15 protein-coding genes and 1 tRNA gene are annotated in these 18,622 nt (G+C 54.5%); 8 read left to right on the top strand and 8 right to left on the bottom strand.

From position 1 onward, the window contains the following. The first annotated feature begins 14 nt into the window (after positions 1 to 14). From NP77_RS08440 to NP77_RS08415, 6 genes are all read left to right on the top strand, one after another. Positions 15 to 242, top strand: coding sequence for a YejL family protein (locus tag NP77_RS08440; protein ID WP_010248348.1), 228 nt, complete (start codon positions 15 to 17; stop codon positions 240 to 242). Positions 243 to 264: 22 nt separating this feature from the next. Next, positions 265 to 2,019 carry an LPS biosynthesis-modulating metalloenzyme YejM gene (yejM, locus tag NP77_RS08435; protein WP_003854173.1) on the top strand — a complete coding sequence of 585 codons (1,755 nt, stop codon included), beginning with the start codon at positions 265 to 267 and terminating at the stop codon, positions 2,017 to 2,019. 73 nt (positions 2,020 to 2,092) lie between these two features. Beyond that, positions 2,093 to 2,169, top strand: a tRNA-Pro gene (locus NP77_RS08430). Between the two features lie 449 nt (positions 2,170 to 2,618). After that, positions 2,619 to 2,822, top strand: a complete 204-nt coding sequence (locus NP77_RS08425; RefSeq protein ID WP_003854174.1) for a hypothetical protein — start codon at positions 2,619 to 2,621, stop codon at positions 2,820 to 2,822. A 68-nt stretch (positions 2,823 to 2,890) separates the two neighbouring features. Next, a complete protein-coding gene (locus tag NP77_RS08420) occupies positions 2,891 to 3,607 on the top strand; it encodes a 4'-phosphopantetheinyl transferase (protein ID WP_003854175.1) in 717 nt (238 codons plus the stop codon). Positions 3,608 to 3,861: 254 nt separating this feature from the next. Next, complete coding sequence (locus tag NP77_RS08415) at positions 3,862 to 5,526, top strand: carboxylesterase family protein (protein WP_039659751.1); 1,665 nt, start codon at positions 3,862 to 3,864, stop codon at positions 5,524 to 5,526. Between the two features lie 229 nt (positions 5,527 to 5,755). On the opposite strand, the gene NP77_RS08410 is transcribed toward NP77_RS08415, so the two are convergent. From NP77_RS08410 to apbE, 3 genes are all read right to left on the bottom strand, one after another. After that, the gene (locus tag NP77_RS08410) at positions 5,756 to 7,408 is read right to left on the bottom strand and encodes a multidrug ABC transporter permease/ATP-binding protein (RefSeq protein ID WP_039659748.1); all 1,653 of its coding nucleotides are present in this window, start codon (positions 7,406 to 7,408) and stop codon (positions 5,756 to 5,758) included. A 96-nt stretch (positions 7,409 to 7,504) separates the two neighbouring features. After that, complete coding sequence (gene alkB, locus NP77_RS08405; RefSeq protein ID WP_003854182.1) at positions 7,505 to 8,146, bottom strand: DNA oxidative demethylase AlkB; 642 nt, start codon at positions 8,144 to 8,146, stop codon at positions 7,505 to 7,507. After that, positions 8,146 to 9,195, bottom strand: coding sequence for an FAD:protein FMN transferase ApbE (apbE, locus tag NP77_RS08400; protein WP_003854184.1), 1,050 nt, complete (start codon positions 9,193 to 9,195; stop codon positions 8,146 to 8,148). Before apbE ends, alkB begins: the two co-directional genes overlap by 1 nt. 168 nt (positions 9,196 to 9,363) lie before the next feature. On the opposite strand from apbE, the gene NP77_RS23645 reads away from it, so the two are divergent. Then, on the top strand, positions 9,364 to 9,474 hold the full coding sequence (locus NP77_RS23645; RefSeq protein WP_008926126.1) for a hypothetical protein: 111 nt from the start codon (positions 9,364 to 9,366) through the stop codon (positions 9,472 to 9,474). A gap of 149 nt (positions 9,475 to 9,623) precedes the next feature. Continuing rightward, positions 9,624 to 9,818: a hypothetical protein gene (locus NP77_RS08395; protein ID WP_003854187.1), complete on the top strand. Its 195-nt coding sequence runs from the start codon at positions 9,624 to 9,626 to the stop codon at positions 9,816 to 9,818. Positions 9,819 to 9,835: 17 nt separating this feature from the next. Here NP77_RS08395 and ompC read toward each other — a convergent pair whose 3' ends face one another. From ompC to NP77_RS08370, 5 genes are all read right to left on the bottom strand, one after another. Next, positions 9,836 to 10,948, bottom strand: a complete 1,113-nt coding sequence (ompC, locus tag NP77_RS08390; RefSeq protein WP_039659746.1) for a porin OmpC — start codon at positions 10,946 to 10,948, stop codon at positions 9,836 to 9,838. Positions 10,949 to 11,546: 598 nt separating this feature from the next. Then, positions 11,547 to 12,716 carry an HlyD family efflux transporter periplasmic adaptor subunit gene (locus tag NP77_RS08385; protein WP_039659744.1) on the bottom strand — a complete coding sequence of 390 codons (1,170 nt, stop codon included), beginning with the start codon at positions 12,714 to 12,716 and terminating at the stop codon, positions 11,547 to 11,549. Next, positions 12,713 to 14,857, bottom strand: coding sequence for a type I secretion system permease/ATPase (locus NP77_RS08380; protein WP_039659743.1), 2,145 nt, complete (start codon positions 14,855 to 14,857; stop codon positions 12,713 to 12,715). The genes NP77_RS08385 and NP77_RS08380 overlap by 4 nt, the downstream gene beginning before the upstream one ends. Before the next feature lie 16 nt (positions 14,858 to 14,873). Continuing rightward, a complete protein-coding gene (locus NP77_RS08375; RefSeq protein WP_003854194.1) occupies positions 14,874 to 16,229 on the bottom strand; it encodes a TolC family outer membrane protein in 1,356 nt (451 codons plus the stop codon). 303 nt (positions 16,230 to 16,532) lie between these two features. Then, complete coding sequence (locus NP77_RS08370; protein ID WP_039659740.1) at positions 16,533 to 18,467, bottom strand: Ig-like domain-containing protein; 1,935 nt, start codon at positions 18,465 to 18,467, stop codon at positions 16,533 to 16,535. Positions 18,468 to 18,622 lie beyond the last annotated feature (155 nt).

Raw genomic sequence — 18,622 nt, 5'->3', positions numbered from 1 at the left:
GCTTAGACGACGATATGGCACAATCATCCCGTTACAGTGACGAACGCGTGGAACAACTCCTCGCGGAAATGGCCCAAATCCTGCACAAGGACAAGGCCCCCACCGATCTCTCCCTGATGGTTCTGGGAAATATGGTGACCAACTTAATTAACAGCGATGTCGCTCCGGCGCAACGTCGTTCACTGGCACGTTCTTTCGCCGATGCCCTTCAGGCATCAGTGCGTGACGATAACGCCCATTAATTGGCTGATTTGATTTCATAATATGGTAACCAACCGGCAGCGCTACCGCGAAAAAGTCTCCCAGATGATCAGTTGGGGGCACTGGTTTGCTCTGTTTAACATCTTATTCGCGCTGATTTTAGGCAGTCGCTACCTGTTGGTCGCCGACTGGCCTTCTTCGCTGGCGGGGCGCATCTACGCCTATACCAGCTGGGTTGGCCACTTTAGTTTTGTCGTTTTCGCTGCCTATCTGCTGATTATCTTCCCGCTGACCTTTGTGGTGATGTCGCAACGGCTGATGCGGGTGTTATCCGCGGTGGTCGCCACTGCCGGACTGACGCTGATAATGGTCGACAGTGCAGTGTTCAGCCGTTTCCACCTGCACCTTAATCCTGTGGTGTGGGAGCTGGTCATTAACCCCGACCAGAGCGAGATGGCGCGCGACTGGCAACTGATGTTTATCAGCGTGCCGCTGATATTCCTGGTCGAGATGCTGTTTGCGACCTGGAGCTGGCAGAAGCTGCGTAGCCTGAATCGCCGCTCGTTTGGTAAACCTGTCGCCGCTCTGTTTATCAGCGCCTTCTTTGCCAGCCACCTGATGTATATCTGGGCCGATGCCAACTTCTATCGCCCGATTACCATGCAGCGCGCCAATCTGCCGCTCTCCTATCCGATGACGGCCCGTCGCTTCCTTGAACGTCACGGTCTGCTGGATGCGCAGGAGTATCAGCGCCGGTTGATTCAGCAGGGCGATCCGGAAGCGGTGGCGGTAGAGTATCCGCTGAGCGATATCACCTTCCGCGATGCTGGCACCCGTAACAACCTGCTGGTGCTGACTGTTGATGGTCTGAACAATGCTACGCTTGCCAAAGCGCTGCCGCAGCTTAATCAGTTCGCCAGCGAAAACGTGCGTTTTACCCAGCACTACAGCGCCGGTGATACACCTGAGAAAGGGTTGTTTGGCCTGTTCTATGGCATCTCCTCCAGTTACATGAACGGTATTCTGGCATCACGAACACCGTCGGCACTGCTGGGGGCACTGAGTACTCAGGGTTATCAGTTTGGCCTGTTCTCCTCGGAAGGCTTTAATCCGCCGCTCTACCGTCAGGCGCTGCTGACCGACTATTCACTGCCTGCGACAACCAGCCAGCCCAACGCCAGCACCGTGGCGCAATGGCAGAACTGGCTGGAGAAACAGAAAGCTTCGCAGGCGCCGTGGTTCTCATGGATTGCTCTGAACGGGCCTGATGTCACCGGCGACAACAGCAAAGCGCGTCAGCGCAGTTATCTCCGTCAGGCACCTGCTGTTGATGAACAGATTAGCGCCGTGCTAAGCAGCCTGCAGGCGCGTGATTTGCTGAAGAACACCGTCGTAGTGATTACGGCGCAGCGTGGTCTGGCACTGGATGGCGATCCTGACAGCGCCGGAAACCGTCAGACGCTGCAGGTGCCACTGGTGATTCACTGGCCTGATACACCGGCGCAAACTGTTGATCGGCTCTCTGATCATCAGGATGTAATGGCAACGCTGATGCAGCGACTGCTGCATGTGCGGACCAATCCGGTGAACTATTCACAGGGTGAAGATTTGTTTGCTGCACGTCGCCGTCATGACTGGGTGGCGAGCAGTGAAGAGAATAAGCTGGTGATTACCACGCCGCAGGTGACGCTGGTGCTCAACAACAACGGCAGCTATCGCGCTTATGATGCACAGGGCAACGCGCTGAAAGATCACAAGCCAGAGCTGGCGTTGCTGTTGCAGGTCCTGACCGAGGAGAAGCGGTTTATCGCTAACTGATTAATTATCAGGCAAATAGTCGGCAGGTATCTTGCATTCATGACGATAACCAGTAGACTAATCCTCCAGTGTTCGGCACGTAGCGCAGCCTGGTAGCGCACGGTCATGGGGTGTCCGGGGTCGGAGGTTCAAATCCTCTCGTGCCGACCAAATTCCCTGAAAAGCAGCCCAAAAGGCTGCTTTTTTCGTTTCTGTCATCAAAACATAACTTTCATCACATCTCCTGCAAAGCGTTCTATACTTAATAGCGTGTGGGTAACAAGAGGAGAGTTCATGACATTAATCGAAAAAGATGATCCATCCGAAGCACCCGAGTCCGGCGATAAGCAACCTTCCCCGCCAGACCAGAAGTAACCCACAGGGCCGCGTATGACGCGGCCTTTCTGTTTCTGTTATCTCTGCCCACTCTCCGGCTTAACATTCAGAATTGTCCGCTGAAGCAGTTAACATTTCTCTTACAATCAGCAGGTTAACGCGGGCGCCCAAAACTGATCTGCCTCACAAAATCGGCCATCAGTCGCGTCTTTTCATCAAACTGAAACAAAAATGTCACAAAAATTGCCTACTCTAAACTCCCCAGAAATTGACGGATAATTTTTATGGCGATCAAAGCGAAAAGCCTGAAAGATGCGGAAGCTTTACTGCATTCAGGCATTAGCAAAGTGGAACTGGCGTATGACATTGGTAGCGACGACTTCTTTCGTCTGGCGAGCCACTGGTGCGACCGGGGTGCACGCATCAGCAGGGGTCACCACCATTTTGTTGTTTCTCTGAAGAGTTTTGCCATTCCTCCCAACGACTGATTACGGCGGGCTGCTTGCCCTGATGCATCGTGCCTGATTTAATGCCTTTTTGGCTTAAATGGTTTCGCATGCGCTATCCCGACCTGCCGCTGCCGCCTGTTCCAGGCGGCTTTATTCTTTCCAGCCACCTGAACCACAGCGATTATTTGCTGGCGGTGAGTCGCTTTGACCCGCAAAAGTATCATGACGTGCTGGCTGTCGAATGGGGTATTCCCTTACCCGCCCGACTGCAGCAGGCTGTCACTAAACGGCGTGCTGAATACCTCGCCAGCCGTTTACTGGTCCGGTCGGTAATGACAGAGCTGGGCATTGCTGATTTCATCCTGACCAACGCATCCGATCGCTCCCCCTGCTGGCCCGCTGGCGTTCAGGCGTCGCTGTCGCACAGTGCCGGTGTCGTCGTGGTAGCGGCAACCCGGCAACGCTGTGCGGTTGGCGTCGATGTTGAGCAGTTGATGTCAGAGACGACGGCGCAGGAAACGGCAGAGTTGTTGATGAATGCGCAGGAACAGCAACTGTTGCAGACGCTGCCCGTCTCCTTCAGCACTGCCGCGACGCTGCTCTTCTCTCTCAAAGAGAGCCTTTATAAAGCGCTGTGGCCACAACTGCATCAGCCGATGGATTTTCTGGATGCTGCACTGGTGTCGGTAGATTTCGCGCAGCAGCGCGCGACGCTGCAACTGGCTCAGGACTTCGGTGGCTGTTTTGCGATGGGGACGTTACTGGAGGCGGAGTTTATGTGGCGCGATAATCAGGTGATCACGCTGATTATGCATCGGCTTTAAAAGCGTTCTAAACAGAACGCCAGTATGTTTTTTCCTGGCCTGTCACCTTGTGATTTGCGACAACCACTAAATCAGAATCCACAATAAGCAGAGGCACAACAGGGGCGATGCGTTCCGCCAGCCACAGGCATATTTCACCACCAAAAAAGAGTAACACGCGATAATGGCTGGATTTGTGCTGTTTTGTGAACCAGACATGAGTGGGTATTACGGAACTTCAGGTATAAGAAATATTTCCCTGGAACAAGGTACGCATGAAAAATTCTCTGTTCAGATTGTCCCCGACCTTTTTACTCTTTTTGCTTGCCTCATCAGCCACTGCACAAACGATCTCCCCTGAAATTACGACGCAGTCAGGCAAAGTCAAAGGCGCAGAGCATCAAAACACGCTGTCCTGGACCGGTATTCCTTATGCAAAAGCACCGGTCGGGGAACTGCGCTGGAAAAAACCGATTTCCCCTGACGCATGGCAAACCGTTTTCGATGCGACCCGGCCCGCGACAGACTGTATCCAGGTTTCCCCGGACGGAGCCAAAGGTGATGAGGATTGCCTGAATCTCAATATCTATCGCCCGACAGAGAGCAGCACACCGCTTCCGGTGCTGGTCTATATTCATGGTGGCAATAATCAGCTGGGCAGTTCCACTGAGTTCGCGCCGGCGTTTATCGCTGAAAAATACAATGCCGTGATTGTCACCGTAAACTACCGTCTTGGCGCACTCGGCTTTAATCCATTGAAAGCGCTGAACGATGGCAACCCGCTGGATGACTCCGGGAATTACAGCTTACTCGACATCAAACAATCGCTGGCGTGGATCAAAGACAATATTTCGGCTTTTGGTGGTGACAGAAATAATATTACCGTTTCCGGATTTTCAGCGGGTGGCAGAGACGTGATGGCGATGCTTATATCGCCCCTTTTTAAAAATACGTTCAACAAAGCCATTGTTTTCAGTGGTGGCATGACCACCTCTGACAAACATGAAGCGGAAAGCATCTTCGCGCAAAGAATAGCGCCTCTGGTCGTTAAACAGGGCATTAAACCGGATGCCGGCGCAGCGAAAAGCTGGCTCCTGTCGGGCTCACCAGAGGTTCGTCATTTTCTCTATCAGCTTCCGGCAGCAGATCTGGCAATGCTTTTTGGCGATGCGGGAATTCGCATGAATCAATTCCCGCATCTCTACCGCGATGGTGTGGTGATCCCGAAGGATGGATTTGAGACCAAAAATTATAATGCCGTCCCCGCCATCATGGCCACAGGACAACAGGAGTTTTCTTTCTTCGCCCGTAACGACCCACTGTTTGCAACACAGGTGAAAGACGGTTCGCTTAAAAATGATACCGCGCTGCTGAATAAATACACCTTTGCAAATTATTATGGCGGGCTGCTATATAGCCTGTTTAATGTTAACCAGTCTGCTGAGCGCATGTATAAAAATTATAACGCGCCGCTGTATGGGATGGAGTTCCGTTATGGCACGGATGCGTTTGTCACAGGTGATAAACTATCGGCCATCGGTTCTTTCCACGGCGTGTTTATGCCTTTTTGGGATAAAAATAAGTATGCTGAATTTACGCAGGATGCGCTGAAGCTAAAAGGCTCTCAGGCATTAGGTGAATCTTTTAATTCCTACATTAAAAACTTCCTGGCAACAGGGTCACCCAACGATCAGACCCTTCCGGAATGGAAGAAATGGACACCGGAAAATGCCGCAGCGGGGGAATCGCTGCTGGTGATGGATGCTAACAAGCAGAAAGCCATTATCTACATGAGCAATAAGACGTATAGCTATAACGATATTCTCACCCGCATTGAACAGGACAACGCCCTGTCAGCGGCAGACAAAAAGAGTGTTATCAAAAACGTGCTGAACAATCGCTGGTTCAGCGCACCGCTTGATCAACATTTCGCCCACTAATCCGCGGCCTCCTGCGCTGGCAGGAGGCAAACTTTAACGGATCGACTTCACTGCAGATGACCTGCCGTACAGGGCTGTTATCTGTGATTTACTGCGTATGAGGCACACCTGCCAACGGATTGTTCAGTCAGCACGGCTGCCTGCTGCTGACGCTTACAGAAGTGTTAACACCGTGTTCAGCGACCTGCACGGAACTTAACGCGCTAACTGCTGAGTGTGCCATCTGCCGTCAAAGCCCGGTATCGGTGCGTTTAACCGAGTCGAGCGTGGCGAGGTCGCGTTCATTACCGGTCAGCTCCGTCAACTGGCCTTCGCGCATCTCCAGCAGCCGGTCGGCATGAATGAAGTAGTGATCGTCATGGCTGATAGCAAACACCGTTTTACCCGCCTGCTGCAACCACGGCAGCAGCTCACGATAGAAGATGCGTCGGAAATGTGGGTCCTGATCTGCCGCCCACTCATCCAGTAGCAGCACATCGCGTTCTTCTGCCACCGCCAGCAACAACGCCAGTCGCTTACTCTGTCCTTTTGAGAGCCGCAGATTGAGCACTTTATTGCCTTCAATCTTCAGCTTGTCCTGCATCTTCAGCCTTTCCAGCCACTGCTGCACCAGCGCCGGATTGGCGGCAACGCCTTCCCGCCCGATTAACCGGTCAAACAGATGCAGGTCGGTAAAGACCGCGGAGAACTGACTGCGCCAGACATCCAGCTCGTCTGCCGTGATCGCTTTACCATCCAGCAGCAGCGTGCCGGACTGCGGTTGATACAGCCCGGTCAGCAGCATCGCCAGCGTCGATTTTCCGCTGCCGTTGCCACCAATCAGAAACACCAGTTCGCCCCGGCGCAGCGCCAGGTTAATCGGCCCGACCTGGAAGCCGTTGTCACCATAGTGAAAAGAGACGTCGCGCAGCTCCAGAGTTTGCCAGTCTGACGACGCCGATGGCGCGTGAAACCCTGCCTGATAAGGCGCGAGGTCAAAGGCGTTGAGCTTACGGAATGCGACCTGGGCGCTGAGCAACGTGGGTAACGCGCCCACTGCAGAAAGCAGCGGCGTGCGTAAGAACAGCAGCGTCAGGGAGAAAGTCGCGGCCACAGCAGTATTGGCCCAGCCCAGGCTGTTAGCCATGAAAAAGACCATGCCGATAGCGCCCAGGGTCATGATATTTGACCAGTTGACCGCACTCAGATGATAAGTATCGGCACGCACAATATGGTGACGCCAGGCGCGGGCATCTTCCTGATAAACTGTGTCATAGACCTGTTGCGCACGTGAGCGGTTAAGCTGTAACTCTTTACGCCCCTCAATCACCGTCTGGTAATCACGATAGAGGTTGTCTTCGATTTCGCGCAACTTTGCCATGTGCTGGTAAACCCGCGAGACCAGCATCCAGCCGCCCACCAGCGTCACACCCAGCCAGAGACTGGTCACCAGCAGCATTTTTGGTGACAGCCACGCGAGATAGATGGCTGAGCCGAGGGTAATGATTACGCCCTGAAACAGCTCCGGCAGACGCACAAAAGCCAGCGTAATTGCTCGCACGTCGCTGGTCAGTCCCGCCAGCAGTTGTGCACTGCCGAGTTGCTCGATGCGTTCAACCCGGCTATCAAGGATTCGCTTGATGAACTCGCCACGCAGTCGCCAGACAAACTGATGCCCGAGCATCGTCAGTGCCAGCTGCGAAGCCAGCGTCACCGCCATCAGCACCACCAGCTGCAACAGGAACTGCGGCAGCACCGCGAATGAGGTGTTGATGGCGACAATCATTTCGCGGTTGATAAAGGCGATCATGCCGATACCCAGCACGGCGCTTAACAACGTCAGGGCAATGACCCCGATAAAAGGCCAGCGAAACTGGCGAAAAACAACGCTTAACAACGTCATGCAGGCAATCCATCAGCTAAAAAACAGCCTGCAGTTTAATGGGATGCCAAATGATAGCAATAGTTATTCTCACCACGCCGTGACTGCCGTAGTGGGTTAAAAGGCGCGACGAAATGTCAGGTTATAACGCCAGGCGCCGGCCAGCGGATGCACGCCTGGCTTAAGCGGCAAAATGCCGTGGTAACGCAGGCGCGACGGCCCGCCCCACACCACAATATCACCATGCTCAAGCAGCACACGCTGGGTGCTGTCGCCCCGTTCGAAGCCACCGAACTGAAACACGGCCGGCAGACCCAGCGACACCGAAACGATGGGCTGGTGCAGGTCTTTCTCATCTTTATCCTGATGCAGCGTCAGCTTCGCACCCGGTTCATAGCGATTAAGCAGACAGGCATCCGGATTAAAGCCAGGAAAGCCCGCCTCCGCCGCGGCCTGCTGCGCCAGCTCGCGAAACAGCGGTGGCATGGGCGGCCATTTGCGGCCATTGAGGTTATCCTGCTGCTGATAATTGTAGCCGCGTGAATCCACCGACCAGCCAAAATCGCCGCAGTTGGTCATCGCCACCGACATGCGATGGCCACCCGGCGTAATGCGATGGGCAAAGGGGTTCTGATCCGCAATCGCCAGTATCTGCTGATACAGCGCCTCTGCGTCATCACGTGCGCGGCGCCGCAGGATCACGGCCCCCTCCGCCAGCGGCTCCTGCCAGGGTTGCTCTTCACTAAAAAGATCTAACATCAGGGTTCTCCGGATTCAGCGGGAATCAGAAAAGCAGCAAACTGCGGCGACATCCAGCTGACAAATTTATCGCCCTGCTTGCTGATCAGATAGACCGCCAGATGCTGTTCAATTGCCAGCGCTTTGGCTTTCTCGGTGCCGAGCACCATCAGTCCGGTGTCCCAGCCATCGGCTTCCAGCGCCGTGGTGGCAATCACCGTGGCAGAAACCAGTTTATGCTCAATGGGTCGTCCGGTAACGGGATCGATCACATGAGAAATGCGCTTGCCGTCCAGTTCATAATAGTTGCGATAGCTGCCGGATGTACTGATACCGTGTCCCTGCAGACTCACGCGTGCCTGAACCGCATTCTCCTGATCGGTGGGTTTCTGGATCGCCACCCGCCACGGCTGCTGTTGCGCATTAAGACCCCGGCTCAGCACGGCACCGCCGACTGACACCAGATAGTTGTTGATACCGAGCTGCTCCATCAGCCGTGCCAGATGATCGGTGGCAAAGCCCTCACCCACCGTCGAGAGATCGACATAGAGCTCTGGCAAATCTTTCTGCAACCATTGTCCATCCGCACCCTGCAGCACTCTCAGATGCTGCAATCCGGTCTGCGCACGGGCGGCGGCAATTTGGGCTACATCCGGTGTATGGATGGGCTGTTTCGTCGGGCCAAAGCCCCATAAATTAACCAGTGGACCGACGGTAATGTCCATCGCCCCGCCGGTTTTACGGCCAATCCGCAGCGAGGTCGTGACAATGTCCGCCATGTTTTCACTCACCGGCTGCGGTGACAGGTCACGGCTCTGGTTAAAGCGCGATAACGCAGAGTCCGGCTTCCAGGTGGAGAGCTCAGCATCATCCGCGTCCAGCTGCTGCTGAATCCGCTGCTGTAAGGCCGCTTTACGCTTACTCTCAACACCCGCCAGGCTCACCCGCCAGACGGTGCCCATGGTTTTTCCTTCCAGCACCATCGCTGTTGTCGGTGCTGATTGATCACAGCCCGCCGCCGTCAGAATTAAAATCGACATAAACAGCAGATTAATCTTATAACTCATCATTCCTCGCCTGTAACACTTTATGAATAGCCACTACAAAGCATAAAGTTTGGGTAAATTCGCTTAAATAGAGTTGAATATTTCACTGAATCACGAGAGCATTCCCCGGTCATCTATCCTGATCCCGCCTCGCGACAGGGGATTAACATTAATCAAAGTAAGGAGCTACAGATGATCTATGCGATTCTGGTCGTTGCCCTGGGTCTGTTTGTTTACGGCAGTTATAAAGTTGTCGAACAGCGTCGTCATCGTCACATGACCCCTTCCCGGCCGCGCCAGTAACGGGCTTAACTGCACCTGATTGGGGCAATCGCTCCCTGACGTGCGCGGCAAGTGTATCAAAACGGGCGTAACGCCTGTGGCTGTGAGAGCGGTAAAGCTGGCATGAATTCTGCACTGTTGAAACAGTGTTTATCTCTGAGAGGTGCAGAATGAAAAATTCACAGAAGTGGCAGTCAGCATGGCATCACTGGTTGAGCTTTTCTGCTTTTACTCTGGCAGGCGTGGCATTTGAAGGCGCGCGGTTTGGCAGCGTTATGTCATCAGAAACAACGGCGCCGGAAGCAACGAAGTGGCCAAAGGCTGATGCGTTTAGCCCGGAAGATAACGCAGGAGCGCAGCCGTAACTGCGCTCCCTTATCACTTAGAACTGGTAAACCAGGCCTACACCCACCACGTCGTCGGTATTGATACCGGCCGCGTCGGTGAAGGCGTTGTCGTCCAGCAGGTTGATCTGGTAATCAACATAGGTAGACATGTTTTTGTTGAAGTAATACGTCGCGCCAACATCGATATATTTTTTCAGATTCTGTGTGCCCCAGTTCTGAACATCGGTGCCACGTGAGGTCACGTAGGCCAGAGATGGGCGCAGACCAAAGTCGAATTGATACTGCGCAACCAGTTCCCAGTTATCCGCTTTATCCGCATAACCAAACGCTGAAGAGTCGGTGCTGCCGAAGCGGGTTGCGTTGAAGGAGCGTGAGTACATCGCTGCCAGATAGACGTTGTTCGCGTCATATTTCAGACCGCCAGTATACACTGACGCTTTATCGCCATGGCCGAGGATACCTGATGTTTCGCTGTTCTGGTCGTTGGTACGGTCAGACTGGAAGGTTGCCGCACCAATGCCGAAGCCTGAACCCAGATCATAGGTCGTGCTCAGACCCCAGCCGTCGCCGTTCTGGCCCAGCACGTCACGACCATTCGGTGACTCGCTGCTGTTGCCATTCTTACCCTGATACTGGACTGCGAAGTTCCAGCCATCCACCAGACCGAAGAAATTGTTGTTACGGTAGGTCGCCATGCCGTTACCGCGCTGATACATGAAGTTATCCGCGCCATAGGTATCGCCGCCGAACTCAGGCAGCACGTCAGTCCATGCGCCGATGTCATAGGCTACGCCGTAGTTACGACCATAGTCGAAGGATCCCGCATCACCAAATTTCACACCGGCGAACCCAACACGGGTAAAGCTGTCTGCTGTCCCCTGGTCTTCAGAGTTGTTTAGTGCTGCCTGGTATTCCCACTGGCCGTAACCGGTCAGCTGATTGCTGATTTCTGTTTCGCCTTTGAAGCCGAAGCGAACGTATGACTGGTCGCCGTCGGAACTGCTGTTGTCAGAGAAGTAGTGCAGGCCGTCAACTTTACCGAAGAGATCTAATTTGTTGCCGTCTTTATTATAGATTTCAGCTGCGTTTGCTGATCCTGCTGCAACCAGCAGTGCAGGAATCATCAGGGAGAGAACGCGACGTTTCATTTTATTACCCTCTGTTATATGCCTTTATAATTTGCCACTGCTAACTGAATGATTAAAAATTCAGCCGGCAGGTCATTGTTGTTTTATAGCGGGTAATAATCCACCAGGAAAATGCTACTAAATTTCCAAAACTGTTTCATCCATCGAAACAGTTATTTCATAATGTAAATAGCGGGGAACTAATAACCAGCACAGATCGGTAAAAAAAACCGCACAAATTGATACACCCCTTCCGATATCTTTGTTATCAACAGTTTACATCAGAGCATTCTGAAGCACTGAATGATAAAACTTATACGACATCTGATAATAGAATAGACCCCGCTATCATCATTTATTCCATTATTACCTTCATTCTCCCCGAATGAGATGTACAACTTATTATTTCCCGCCGGACAATCTGTCCGGCATTTTTTTGCCTGTCATTCGCCGTCGCACTATATCTTCGTAAACATTTTTAACGTGGTTAAATTAACTTCACTCTGCTTCCGCACAGTTTGTTAAATTGCGCACACTTTGTGCCCGGATAGTCTGAATATCCGCCATGTTAATTTATCACCGTAATTAAGCAAATAAGCCTCTCAGCTGGACCGCATTTTCAGCGCTCGCGCAGCGATTCTTTGACTTTATTCAGTGGTTTAATCAGGTAATCCATGACGGATTTCTGACCGGTTTTAATCTCCACATTGGCCACCATTCCGGGCACAATCGGGAATTTTCGGCCAGTGCGGTTGGTCAGCTCGGCTTTCTGGGTACGAACGTAGACACGATAATAATATTGATCACGTTTCACCTCATCCTGCAGCGTGTCTGGCGACACCGTTTCCACTTCGCCGTGCAGATCGCCATAAATAGAGGAGTCATAGGCGGTGACTTTCACGGTGGCGGCCAGTCCGGGCCGAATCCAGGCGATATCGCGTGGATTGATACGCGTCTCAATCAGCAGTTGATCCTCCAGCGGCACAATTTCCATCAGTTTACCGCCCGGTTCCAGTACACCACCCACCGTGGTGACCTGAATATCTTTGACGATGCCGCGCACCGGCGAGTAGAGCGTCGCGCGCGTCAGCTGATCCTCTTTGCCTGCGGCAACCTGCAACTGCGCATCCAGTTCCGCATTGTTTTTCACCTGCTCTTCGTGAGCGCGCACCAGATAGTCATTGCGCGCTTCGTCGATTTTGCCACGTAGATCGCTGACCTGACGACGCAGACGGATCACCTCAACCTGCCCTGCCGCGCCTTTCGCCACCAGCGGTTCGGTGAGCCGCAGCTCATCCTGCACCAGTTTCAGCGACTGCTGCAGGTTACTGATGGTTTCAGTGAGATTACGACGTCGTGACTCATAGAGCTGCCGCTCGCGCGTAACCAGATTCGGCTCCTTCAGCGTTTCGGCACTGAACTTCAGCGGCGTGCCCGACAGCTCCGCTTCCAGCCGCTCGGACGAGGCACGCAGCGTGCGCACTTTAGCCTGCGCTTCACCGAAATTTGACTGAAAGCGCGTTGGATCGAGGGTCGCCAGCACCTGCCCTTTCTCAACAATGTCACCTTCATGCACATTAAGCTGTTTGACGATGCCGCCATCCAGGCTGTCGATCACCTGCGCGCGGCTGGAGGGCGTCACTTTACCGGTGCCCACTGTGACCTCATCCAGAATGGCAAAGTGCGCCCAGATCAGAAATATCGCCAGCGCGGCGGTGCAGAGCCAGATAATCGCTGATGTCCGGCGCTCATGACGGGCAAGATCTTTATCAACAATCACCAGACTCATGCCACATCTCCTTTACCTGCCGTAGCAGGTGCAGTCGCGCGGCGCAGGATCTCGTCGCGCGGACCATCAGCGACAATGCGCCCGTTATCCATCACCACAATACGATCGACCATTTTCAGCAGTGCCGGACGGTGCGTCACCAGCACCAGCGTCCGGCCGCTGATCCAGCCCTGCAGCTGACGAATCACATGCTCCTCCAGCTGTTCATCCATTGCCGCAGTGGGTTCATCCAGCAGCACCACCTGCGGCTGACGCAGGATCAATCGGCTCAGCATCACCATCTGACGTTGCCCGCCAGAGAGCCCGCGACCGCCTTCATTGATAATACGATCCAGGCTGGCGGCGTCCTGCTGGATCAGCGACAGTGCGCCGCTGATACGCAGTGCCTGCAGCATCTCCTGTTCGCTGGCATGGGGATTGCCCAGCATCAGGTTCTGCCGCAGCGTGCCAAAGAAGAGGCGGGAGTCATGCGACAGCCACCCGAGCTGACGGCGTAAATCAGTGGGATCGATACGCTCAATATCGACACCATCAACAATCACCTTGCCCTGACTGGCCTGTGCCTGACCGGCAAGAATCTTCAGCAAGGTCGACTTCCCTGCCCCGACCTTACCCAGAATGGCAATCTTCTCGCCGGGCTTGATCTGCAGCTGCTGCACGTTGAGCACATTTTTTTCATTCTCTTCGTCATAGCTGTAATGCACATTGCGCAGATCGTACTGGCCGGTGAGCGTCGGACAGTGCGCCAGCGTGGCGGCTTCAGGTTGATCGAGCGGCTTTTTCAGCAACTCATCCAGCCCTTTCATCGCCATTTTGGCGTGCTGCCAGCGTGAGAAGACCATGGTCAGCTGCATCAGTGGAGCGATAGTGCGGGATGAGAGCAGGCTACAGGCGACCAGCGTACCGGTGGTGATGTGTGAATCGAGCACCAGGTAAACCCCAAACACCAGCATCCCTGCATAGGTGAGCTGCTGCACCGTCGATGCCCAGCCGGTAAGGCGCGCGCCCCACAATCGCTGCTGATTGCTGATCGCGGCGCTGACTTCATGCGTCTGCTCCCACTGACGCTGGAAATAGGGTTCGGCCTGAAGCGCCTTGATATCCTCAATGCCTTCAATGGTCTCCACCAGCACGGCATTACGCAGCGCGCCCTCACGCAGCCCCTCTTTAGCCAGCCGCGCCATGGGAATCTGAACCAGCAGACCCGGAATGACGATCAGCGGGATCGCCGCCAGCGGAATCAGCACCAGCCAGCCGCCTATAAACGACATGATGAACAGGAACAGGATAACAAACGGCAGATCGGCCGCGGCACCAACCGTGGTCGAGGTCAGCAACTCGCGCACCTGGTCGATCTCACGCAGTTGCGAGATAAATGAGCCGGTCGATTTCGGCCGCGCCTCATTACGGATGCTCATCGCCCGGGCAAACAGCATGGCGGAAACTTTCAGGTCGATGCGTTTACCCATTAAATCTGAGACCTGGGTTCGCATCAGCCGGATAAGATATTCAATAGCCGCAGCAATCAGTACCCCGACAAACAGCACCCACAGCGTGGACTGTGACTGCGCCGGAATCACCCGATCGTAGACCTGCATCGAAAAGAGAATTCCGGCCAGTGCCAGCACATTACCGATCACCGACGCCAGTGAGATCTCGGTGATACGACGCCCAATGCCGCGAAAGTTTTTCCAGAACCAGTGTGGCTCATAAGGCTGAATGAATTCGTCGATGCGCGCATCACGGCCACGCGCCGCCACCCCAATCACGCCAACATCGCCCTGAGCACGTGTCAGCAGCTCCGATAAGGCGCTTTCACGCACCACATCGCCGCCTTCACTGAGCCAGTAACGCGCGCTGCCGTCCGCATCGATATTCTCCAGCACCGCTACGCTGGCATTTTCCAGCACCAGCACCACCGGCGTGATCTCCTGACGCCAGCGCAGTTTGTTCTGCGGCACCATGGTCAGATGCAGTCCCAGCAGGCCGGAGAGCCGCTCCAGCTGCTGTGACACCGGCAGATGTTCAAACCAGCGCATCTGCTGACGCAGGGTTTTGCCATCGGCAGGCTTACCGAATCGCGCGGCGACGCGCAGCATGGCGGCAATCCAGTTATCGGTGTTCAGGGTTAACGTACTCATGATTTTTGCCTTATCGCTATTGCAGCGAAGGAAGGAGATCGCCGCTGCTTTGCTGGCGATCGATACCCATGATATCGAGCAGATTGTCTACTGCGGCGGCATAGCGTACGGTGGCGTCCCAGCCATCGTAGAGCGCGGTGATACGTGAGCTGTCAGCCTGAAACACATCCTGTTCTACACTCAGCAGATCGTTCAGGCTGCGCTTGCTCAGACGATATTCATCGGCATAAACATTGCGGGTATGGTCGGCGCTGGCCAGCTGCACTTCCCCGGCAGCCTGCCGTTGCTGCGCGCCAATCATGTCGGCATAGGCGGTTGAGGCGTTCTGATTAATGGCGAGTTTGGCTTGCTGCACTGCAGCCTGCGCTGCCTCACGGTCGCCCTCCGCTGATTCAGTTTTGGCATTGACCATGCCACCCTGATAGAGCGGCGCTTCCACCTGCAGCTGCACTTCATCATCCCAGTAAGACTGGCGATCGTTTTCATAGCGGGTCCGGCCCGCCTGCACTTTGATGGTTGGCCAGTGACCGGACTGTGCCTGGCGTACCCGTTCACGGGCGGCCTCCTGTTTAGACTGTGCGCTGCGCACCGCCGCGCTGCTTTCATAGGCAATTTTGTCGAGGGTGATCTGCTGTTTCAGGAGTGCCTGGGGCAGTTCTGGCAGTGTGGCGGGCACCACACCGGTCAGTACAGTGAGTTGGGCGGTAGCGGAGCGCAGCTGGGCGCGATACTGCTCAAGCGTGGCCTGCATTGCGGCGATGCGGGTTTCCGCCTGCAGCACGTCTGACTGTGAGTTGAGCCCCGCATCGGCGCGCAGTTTCGCGATATCCCGCACCCGCTGCAGTGAAGCGATATTAGTGTGCGCGATGTCTGCCAGCGCCTGGTAGCGTTTGACTTCGAGGTAGGCCTGCAGCGTATCTTCCGCCACGGTGGTCATGGAGTCGAACAGGCCGAAGCGATAAGCCTCTGACAGTGCATGCTGTTCATCGATGGCGCTGCCGGTACGCCCAAAGTCGTAGAGCAGCTGGCTAAGCGTGATACCGCCGGAGCCATTGTTGTTGAGGCTCCCGGCGGAGTCAGTCTGATGGGAGCGGCCCGCCGCACCCTGTAGTGAGATTTGCGGATACCAGGCGCTGCGGGCGGCATCAAGATCGCCCTCGCCAACGTGGATCTGTGCCGCCGCTTCCGAGATTTTCGGATTACGGGCGAAGGCCCGGAGAATGGCGTCGCGCAGCGTTAAGCTGGCAATCTGTTCTTCGGTCGGCGCTGCGCGCCAGTTAAATTCTGCTTTGGGTAAGGGTGCGGAAAAGACCGCATTCACTGACACGCCGCTCAGGGCGCACAATAAAAAAGTTAACTGCGCTTTGTTCATTATCCATACCAACAGGGGGTTTTATCATCATGATGTTTTTCCTGGTGAACAACGCGAGCAAAAGGGATGACGATCAGATCCTGACAGAGTTATTGCATTATTTTATTTATGATTAACATCAGAGACACTAAATAACTATTAACATTATTAGATCATATTCTGTACTTATTCCTGTTAAATAGTGATGAAATCTTTAATACTCCGCCTGAATGAATGAAAATTAACCACCCAGCCACGCCTGACCACTCCAGACAGGCTTAACAGACCTGCCCGGAAGTCAGTACTTTTACTAATGATTTAGCGTCACACTATCGACTGTGCTGCCGGATGCTGCAACAGGTGATCGGCAAGCGTATAAGGCACATCTGAGAAGAGATGGCTCTCCTGAGGGAGGACAGCAACAGATGCCTGTGCCACATGCCCGGTCTCTGCCTGCTGAGTCTGACTAACGGTTTCCAGCAGCTGATCCAGCGTCTGCCCCTCTGTCAGGCTCGCCGTTTCGGTATGCGATGCCACCTGCACCGTCTGGCTGGCCGTCGCGATATTACCGGCGCTGTCTTTGGCGCTGACCGTCATCGGATATTCCCCCTCATCCAGTGGAGCCAGTTGTCCGGCCAGAATGGTCAGGGACCAGCCACCATCCGCTTTGACACTGGCGCTGTAATGCTGATCGCCCAGCGTTAATTCCACCTGGCTTCCCGGTTGCAGATTGCTGGAGCTGCCCTGAATCAGATGCCAGCTGTTCACATCGGCAGCATCGATTTTGTTGTCGCCAAAGGCGATGTCCAGCGTCAGGGTTGGCCGCTGATGTACGGCAACGGTAAATAGCGTGTCCCAGCTTTGGGTATCGCTGTTGCCATAGTCATCCTGGCGATGGAAAGTGGCGGTGACCGGACCATCCGGCAGCGCCATAAGCTCGCTGGAGGTCATCGTGACCATGCCTTTTGCGTCAGGCTGGTAGGTTATCCCATTGATTTCCAGTGTTCTGCAGCCCTCAATATAGAAGCTCAGATCGTGCTGCGCTTCCTGATAGTTGAGGATCATGTCACCACCGATATCCATTTCGGTGTAGACCTGCTGTAAATCCGTATGGATATTCAGTTCATGGGTGACGTCGGTGTAGTTTTTTGCCCCATCAATGGACCAGGCACGGATTTCCCCGGCGCTGATAAAGGCGTTCACCTCCGCTGCCGGGATGATCACCTGCCAGTGTCCTTCCTGGCCCAGGGTGGCGTTATAATCTTTTCCGTTGGCGCCGCTGATAACCAGCTGATGGCCCGGCATGACGGTGGTCAGCATGCCGCTCAGCAGCAGATCCTGCTGGCTTTCCGCAAGGTTAATCACATCGTCCGCAGTAATCTTATCGAAAGTTATCTGTGGCAGGCTGCTCTGATGAGTGATCAGCGTCAAATCGTGAGAATCAGTTGCCGTTTTTCCATTGGGATCGGTCGCCGTGACGTTGAGGCTGTAAACGCCATCCGGCAGCGCGGTTAAATCACTTTCAGCAAAAGAACCGTACCACTTGCCGTCACTTTCCATGTGCGCGGTGGTGGTTTGCGTGCCCAGCGTTAGTTTCAGCACCGACCCCACCGGCAGGTGTGTTGCGCTGCCACTGATCTCAACACCATAAATGCTCTCGGCAATACTCACCGCGTTGTCACCACTGACCGTATCCACGGTCAGTGTCGGTTTGATGGTGCGATCAGCATAGAGACCAAAATCGACGTCGGTAGTGGTACTGTGGCCCGCTTTATTGGTGAGGGTCAGCTGCAGGCTGTGATTGCCATCCGGCACCCCTTTTAGCGCCTCAGCGGGCATAGAGGCGTTCCAGTAGCCCCACTTATTGACCGTACTGTGCCAGCTCTGGTCGTTAAAAGTCAGTGTCACTGTTGAACCCGCTTCACCTTCAGCACGCCCCCGCAGATGTACTGGCTTATGCGCTTCCCAGCTGGCGATAACGCCGTCCATGGCGATGGGTTCGTAAGGCCGTAGTGCCGGGGGAGATGAACTCTTCACCGTGGACAGCGTGTTGTCATTAACCGGGCTGCTATGCAGCGATTCCGTGGAGAAAGTGCTGATTGGCAGGTTCAGGCTTTGCGTAGCCACCGGAAGGCTCAGGCTTTGCAGGGGAAGTGGCACGATGGCTGGCAGCGTGCTGTCGGTAACGGCAAAGTCGCTGACTGCCGTCTGGAAAATGGATTCAAGCCGGACAGAACGAAACGTATCACGTGTTGACATAGGTAACCTCAGTTCAGAACAGAAACGCAGACTAAAACGCCCGGATAAACCGGACGTTAAGGCTGTCGACAGGTGGTGGGTCAGCTGATGCTGCCCGTTTCCGCTGGTCGGAACTGATTACCCGCAGGTAACAGGGATGGAGAAAGAGGACGCTG

The sequence above is a fragment of the Pantoea sp. MBLJ3 genome (assembly GCF_000816655.1).
Classification (GTDB): domain Bacteria; phylum Pseudomonadota; class Gammaproteobacteria; order Enterobacterales; family Enterobacteriaceae; genus Pantoea; species Pantoea eucalypti.
Note: the sequence above shows the minus strand (reverse complement) of the source record. Positions and strands in the feature narration are given on the sequence as shown.

Coding starts and splice junctions, on each gene's coding strand:
- apbE (WP_003854184.1), bottom strand. CDS start 9,195: ATGATGAGTTATAAGATTAATCTGCTGTTTATGTCGATTTTAATTCTG.
- NP77_RS08370 (WP_039659740.1), bottom strand. CDS start 18,467: ATGTCAACACGTGATACGTTTCGTTCTGTCCGGCTTGAATCCATTTTC.
- NP77_RS08410 (WP_039659748.1), bottom strand. CDS start 7,408: ATGACGTTGTTAAGCGTTGTTTTTCGCCAGTTTCGCTGGCCTTTTATC.
- NP77_RS08395 (WP_003854187.1), top strand. CDS start 9,624: ATGAAAAATTCACAGAAGTGGCAGTCAGCATGGCATCACTGGTTGAGC.
- NP77_RS08420 (WP_003854175.1), top strand. CDS start 2,891: ATGCGCTATCCCGACCTGCCGCTGCCGCCTGTTCCAGGCGGCTTTATT.
- ompC (WP_039659746.1), bottom strand. CDS start 10,948: ATGAAACGTCGCGTTCTCTCCCTGATGATTCCTGCACTGCTGGTTGCA.
- NP77_RS08385 (WP_039659744.1), bottom strand. CDS start 12,716: ATGAGTCTGGTGATTGTTGATAAAGATCTTGCCCGTCATGAGCGCCGG.
- NP77_RS08375 (WP_003854194.1), bottom strand. CDS start 16,229: ATGAACAAAGCGCAGTTAACTTTTTTATTGTGCGCCCTGAGCGGCGTG.
- NP77_RS08440 (WP_010248348.1), top strand. CDS start 15: ATGGCACAATCATCCCGTTACAGTGACGAACGCGTGGAACAACTCCTC.
- NP77_RS23645 (WP_008926126.1), top strand. CDS start 9,364: ATGATCTATGCGATTCTGGTCGTTGCCCTGGGTCTGTTTGTTTACGGC.
- alkB (WP_003854182.1), bottom strand. CDS start 8,146: ATGTTAGATCTTTTTAGTGAAGAGCAACCCTGGCAGGAGCCGCTGGCG.
- NP77_RS08415 (WP_039659751.1), top strand. CDS start 3,862: ATGAAAAATTCTCTGTTCAGATTGTCCCCGACCTTTTTACTCTTTTTG.
- NP77_RS08380 (WP_039659743.1), bottom strand. CDS start 14,857: ATGAGTACGTTAACCCTGAACACCGATAACTGGATTGCCGCCATGCTG.
- yejM (WP_003854173.1), top strand. CDS start 265: ATGGTAACCAACCGGCAGCGCTACCGCGAAAAAGTCTCCCAGATGATC.
- NP77_RS08425 (WP_003854174.1), top strand. CDS start 2,619: ATGGCGATCAAAGCGAAAAGCCTGAAAGATGCGGAAGCTTTACTGCAT.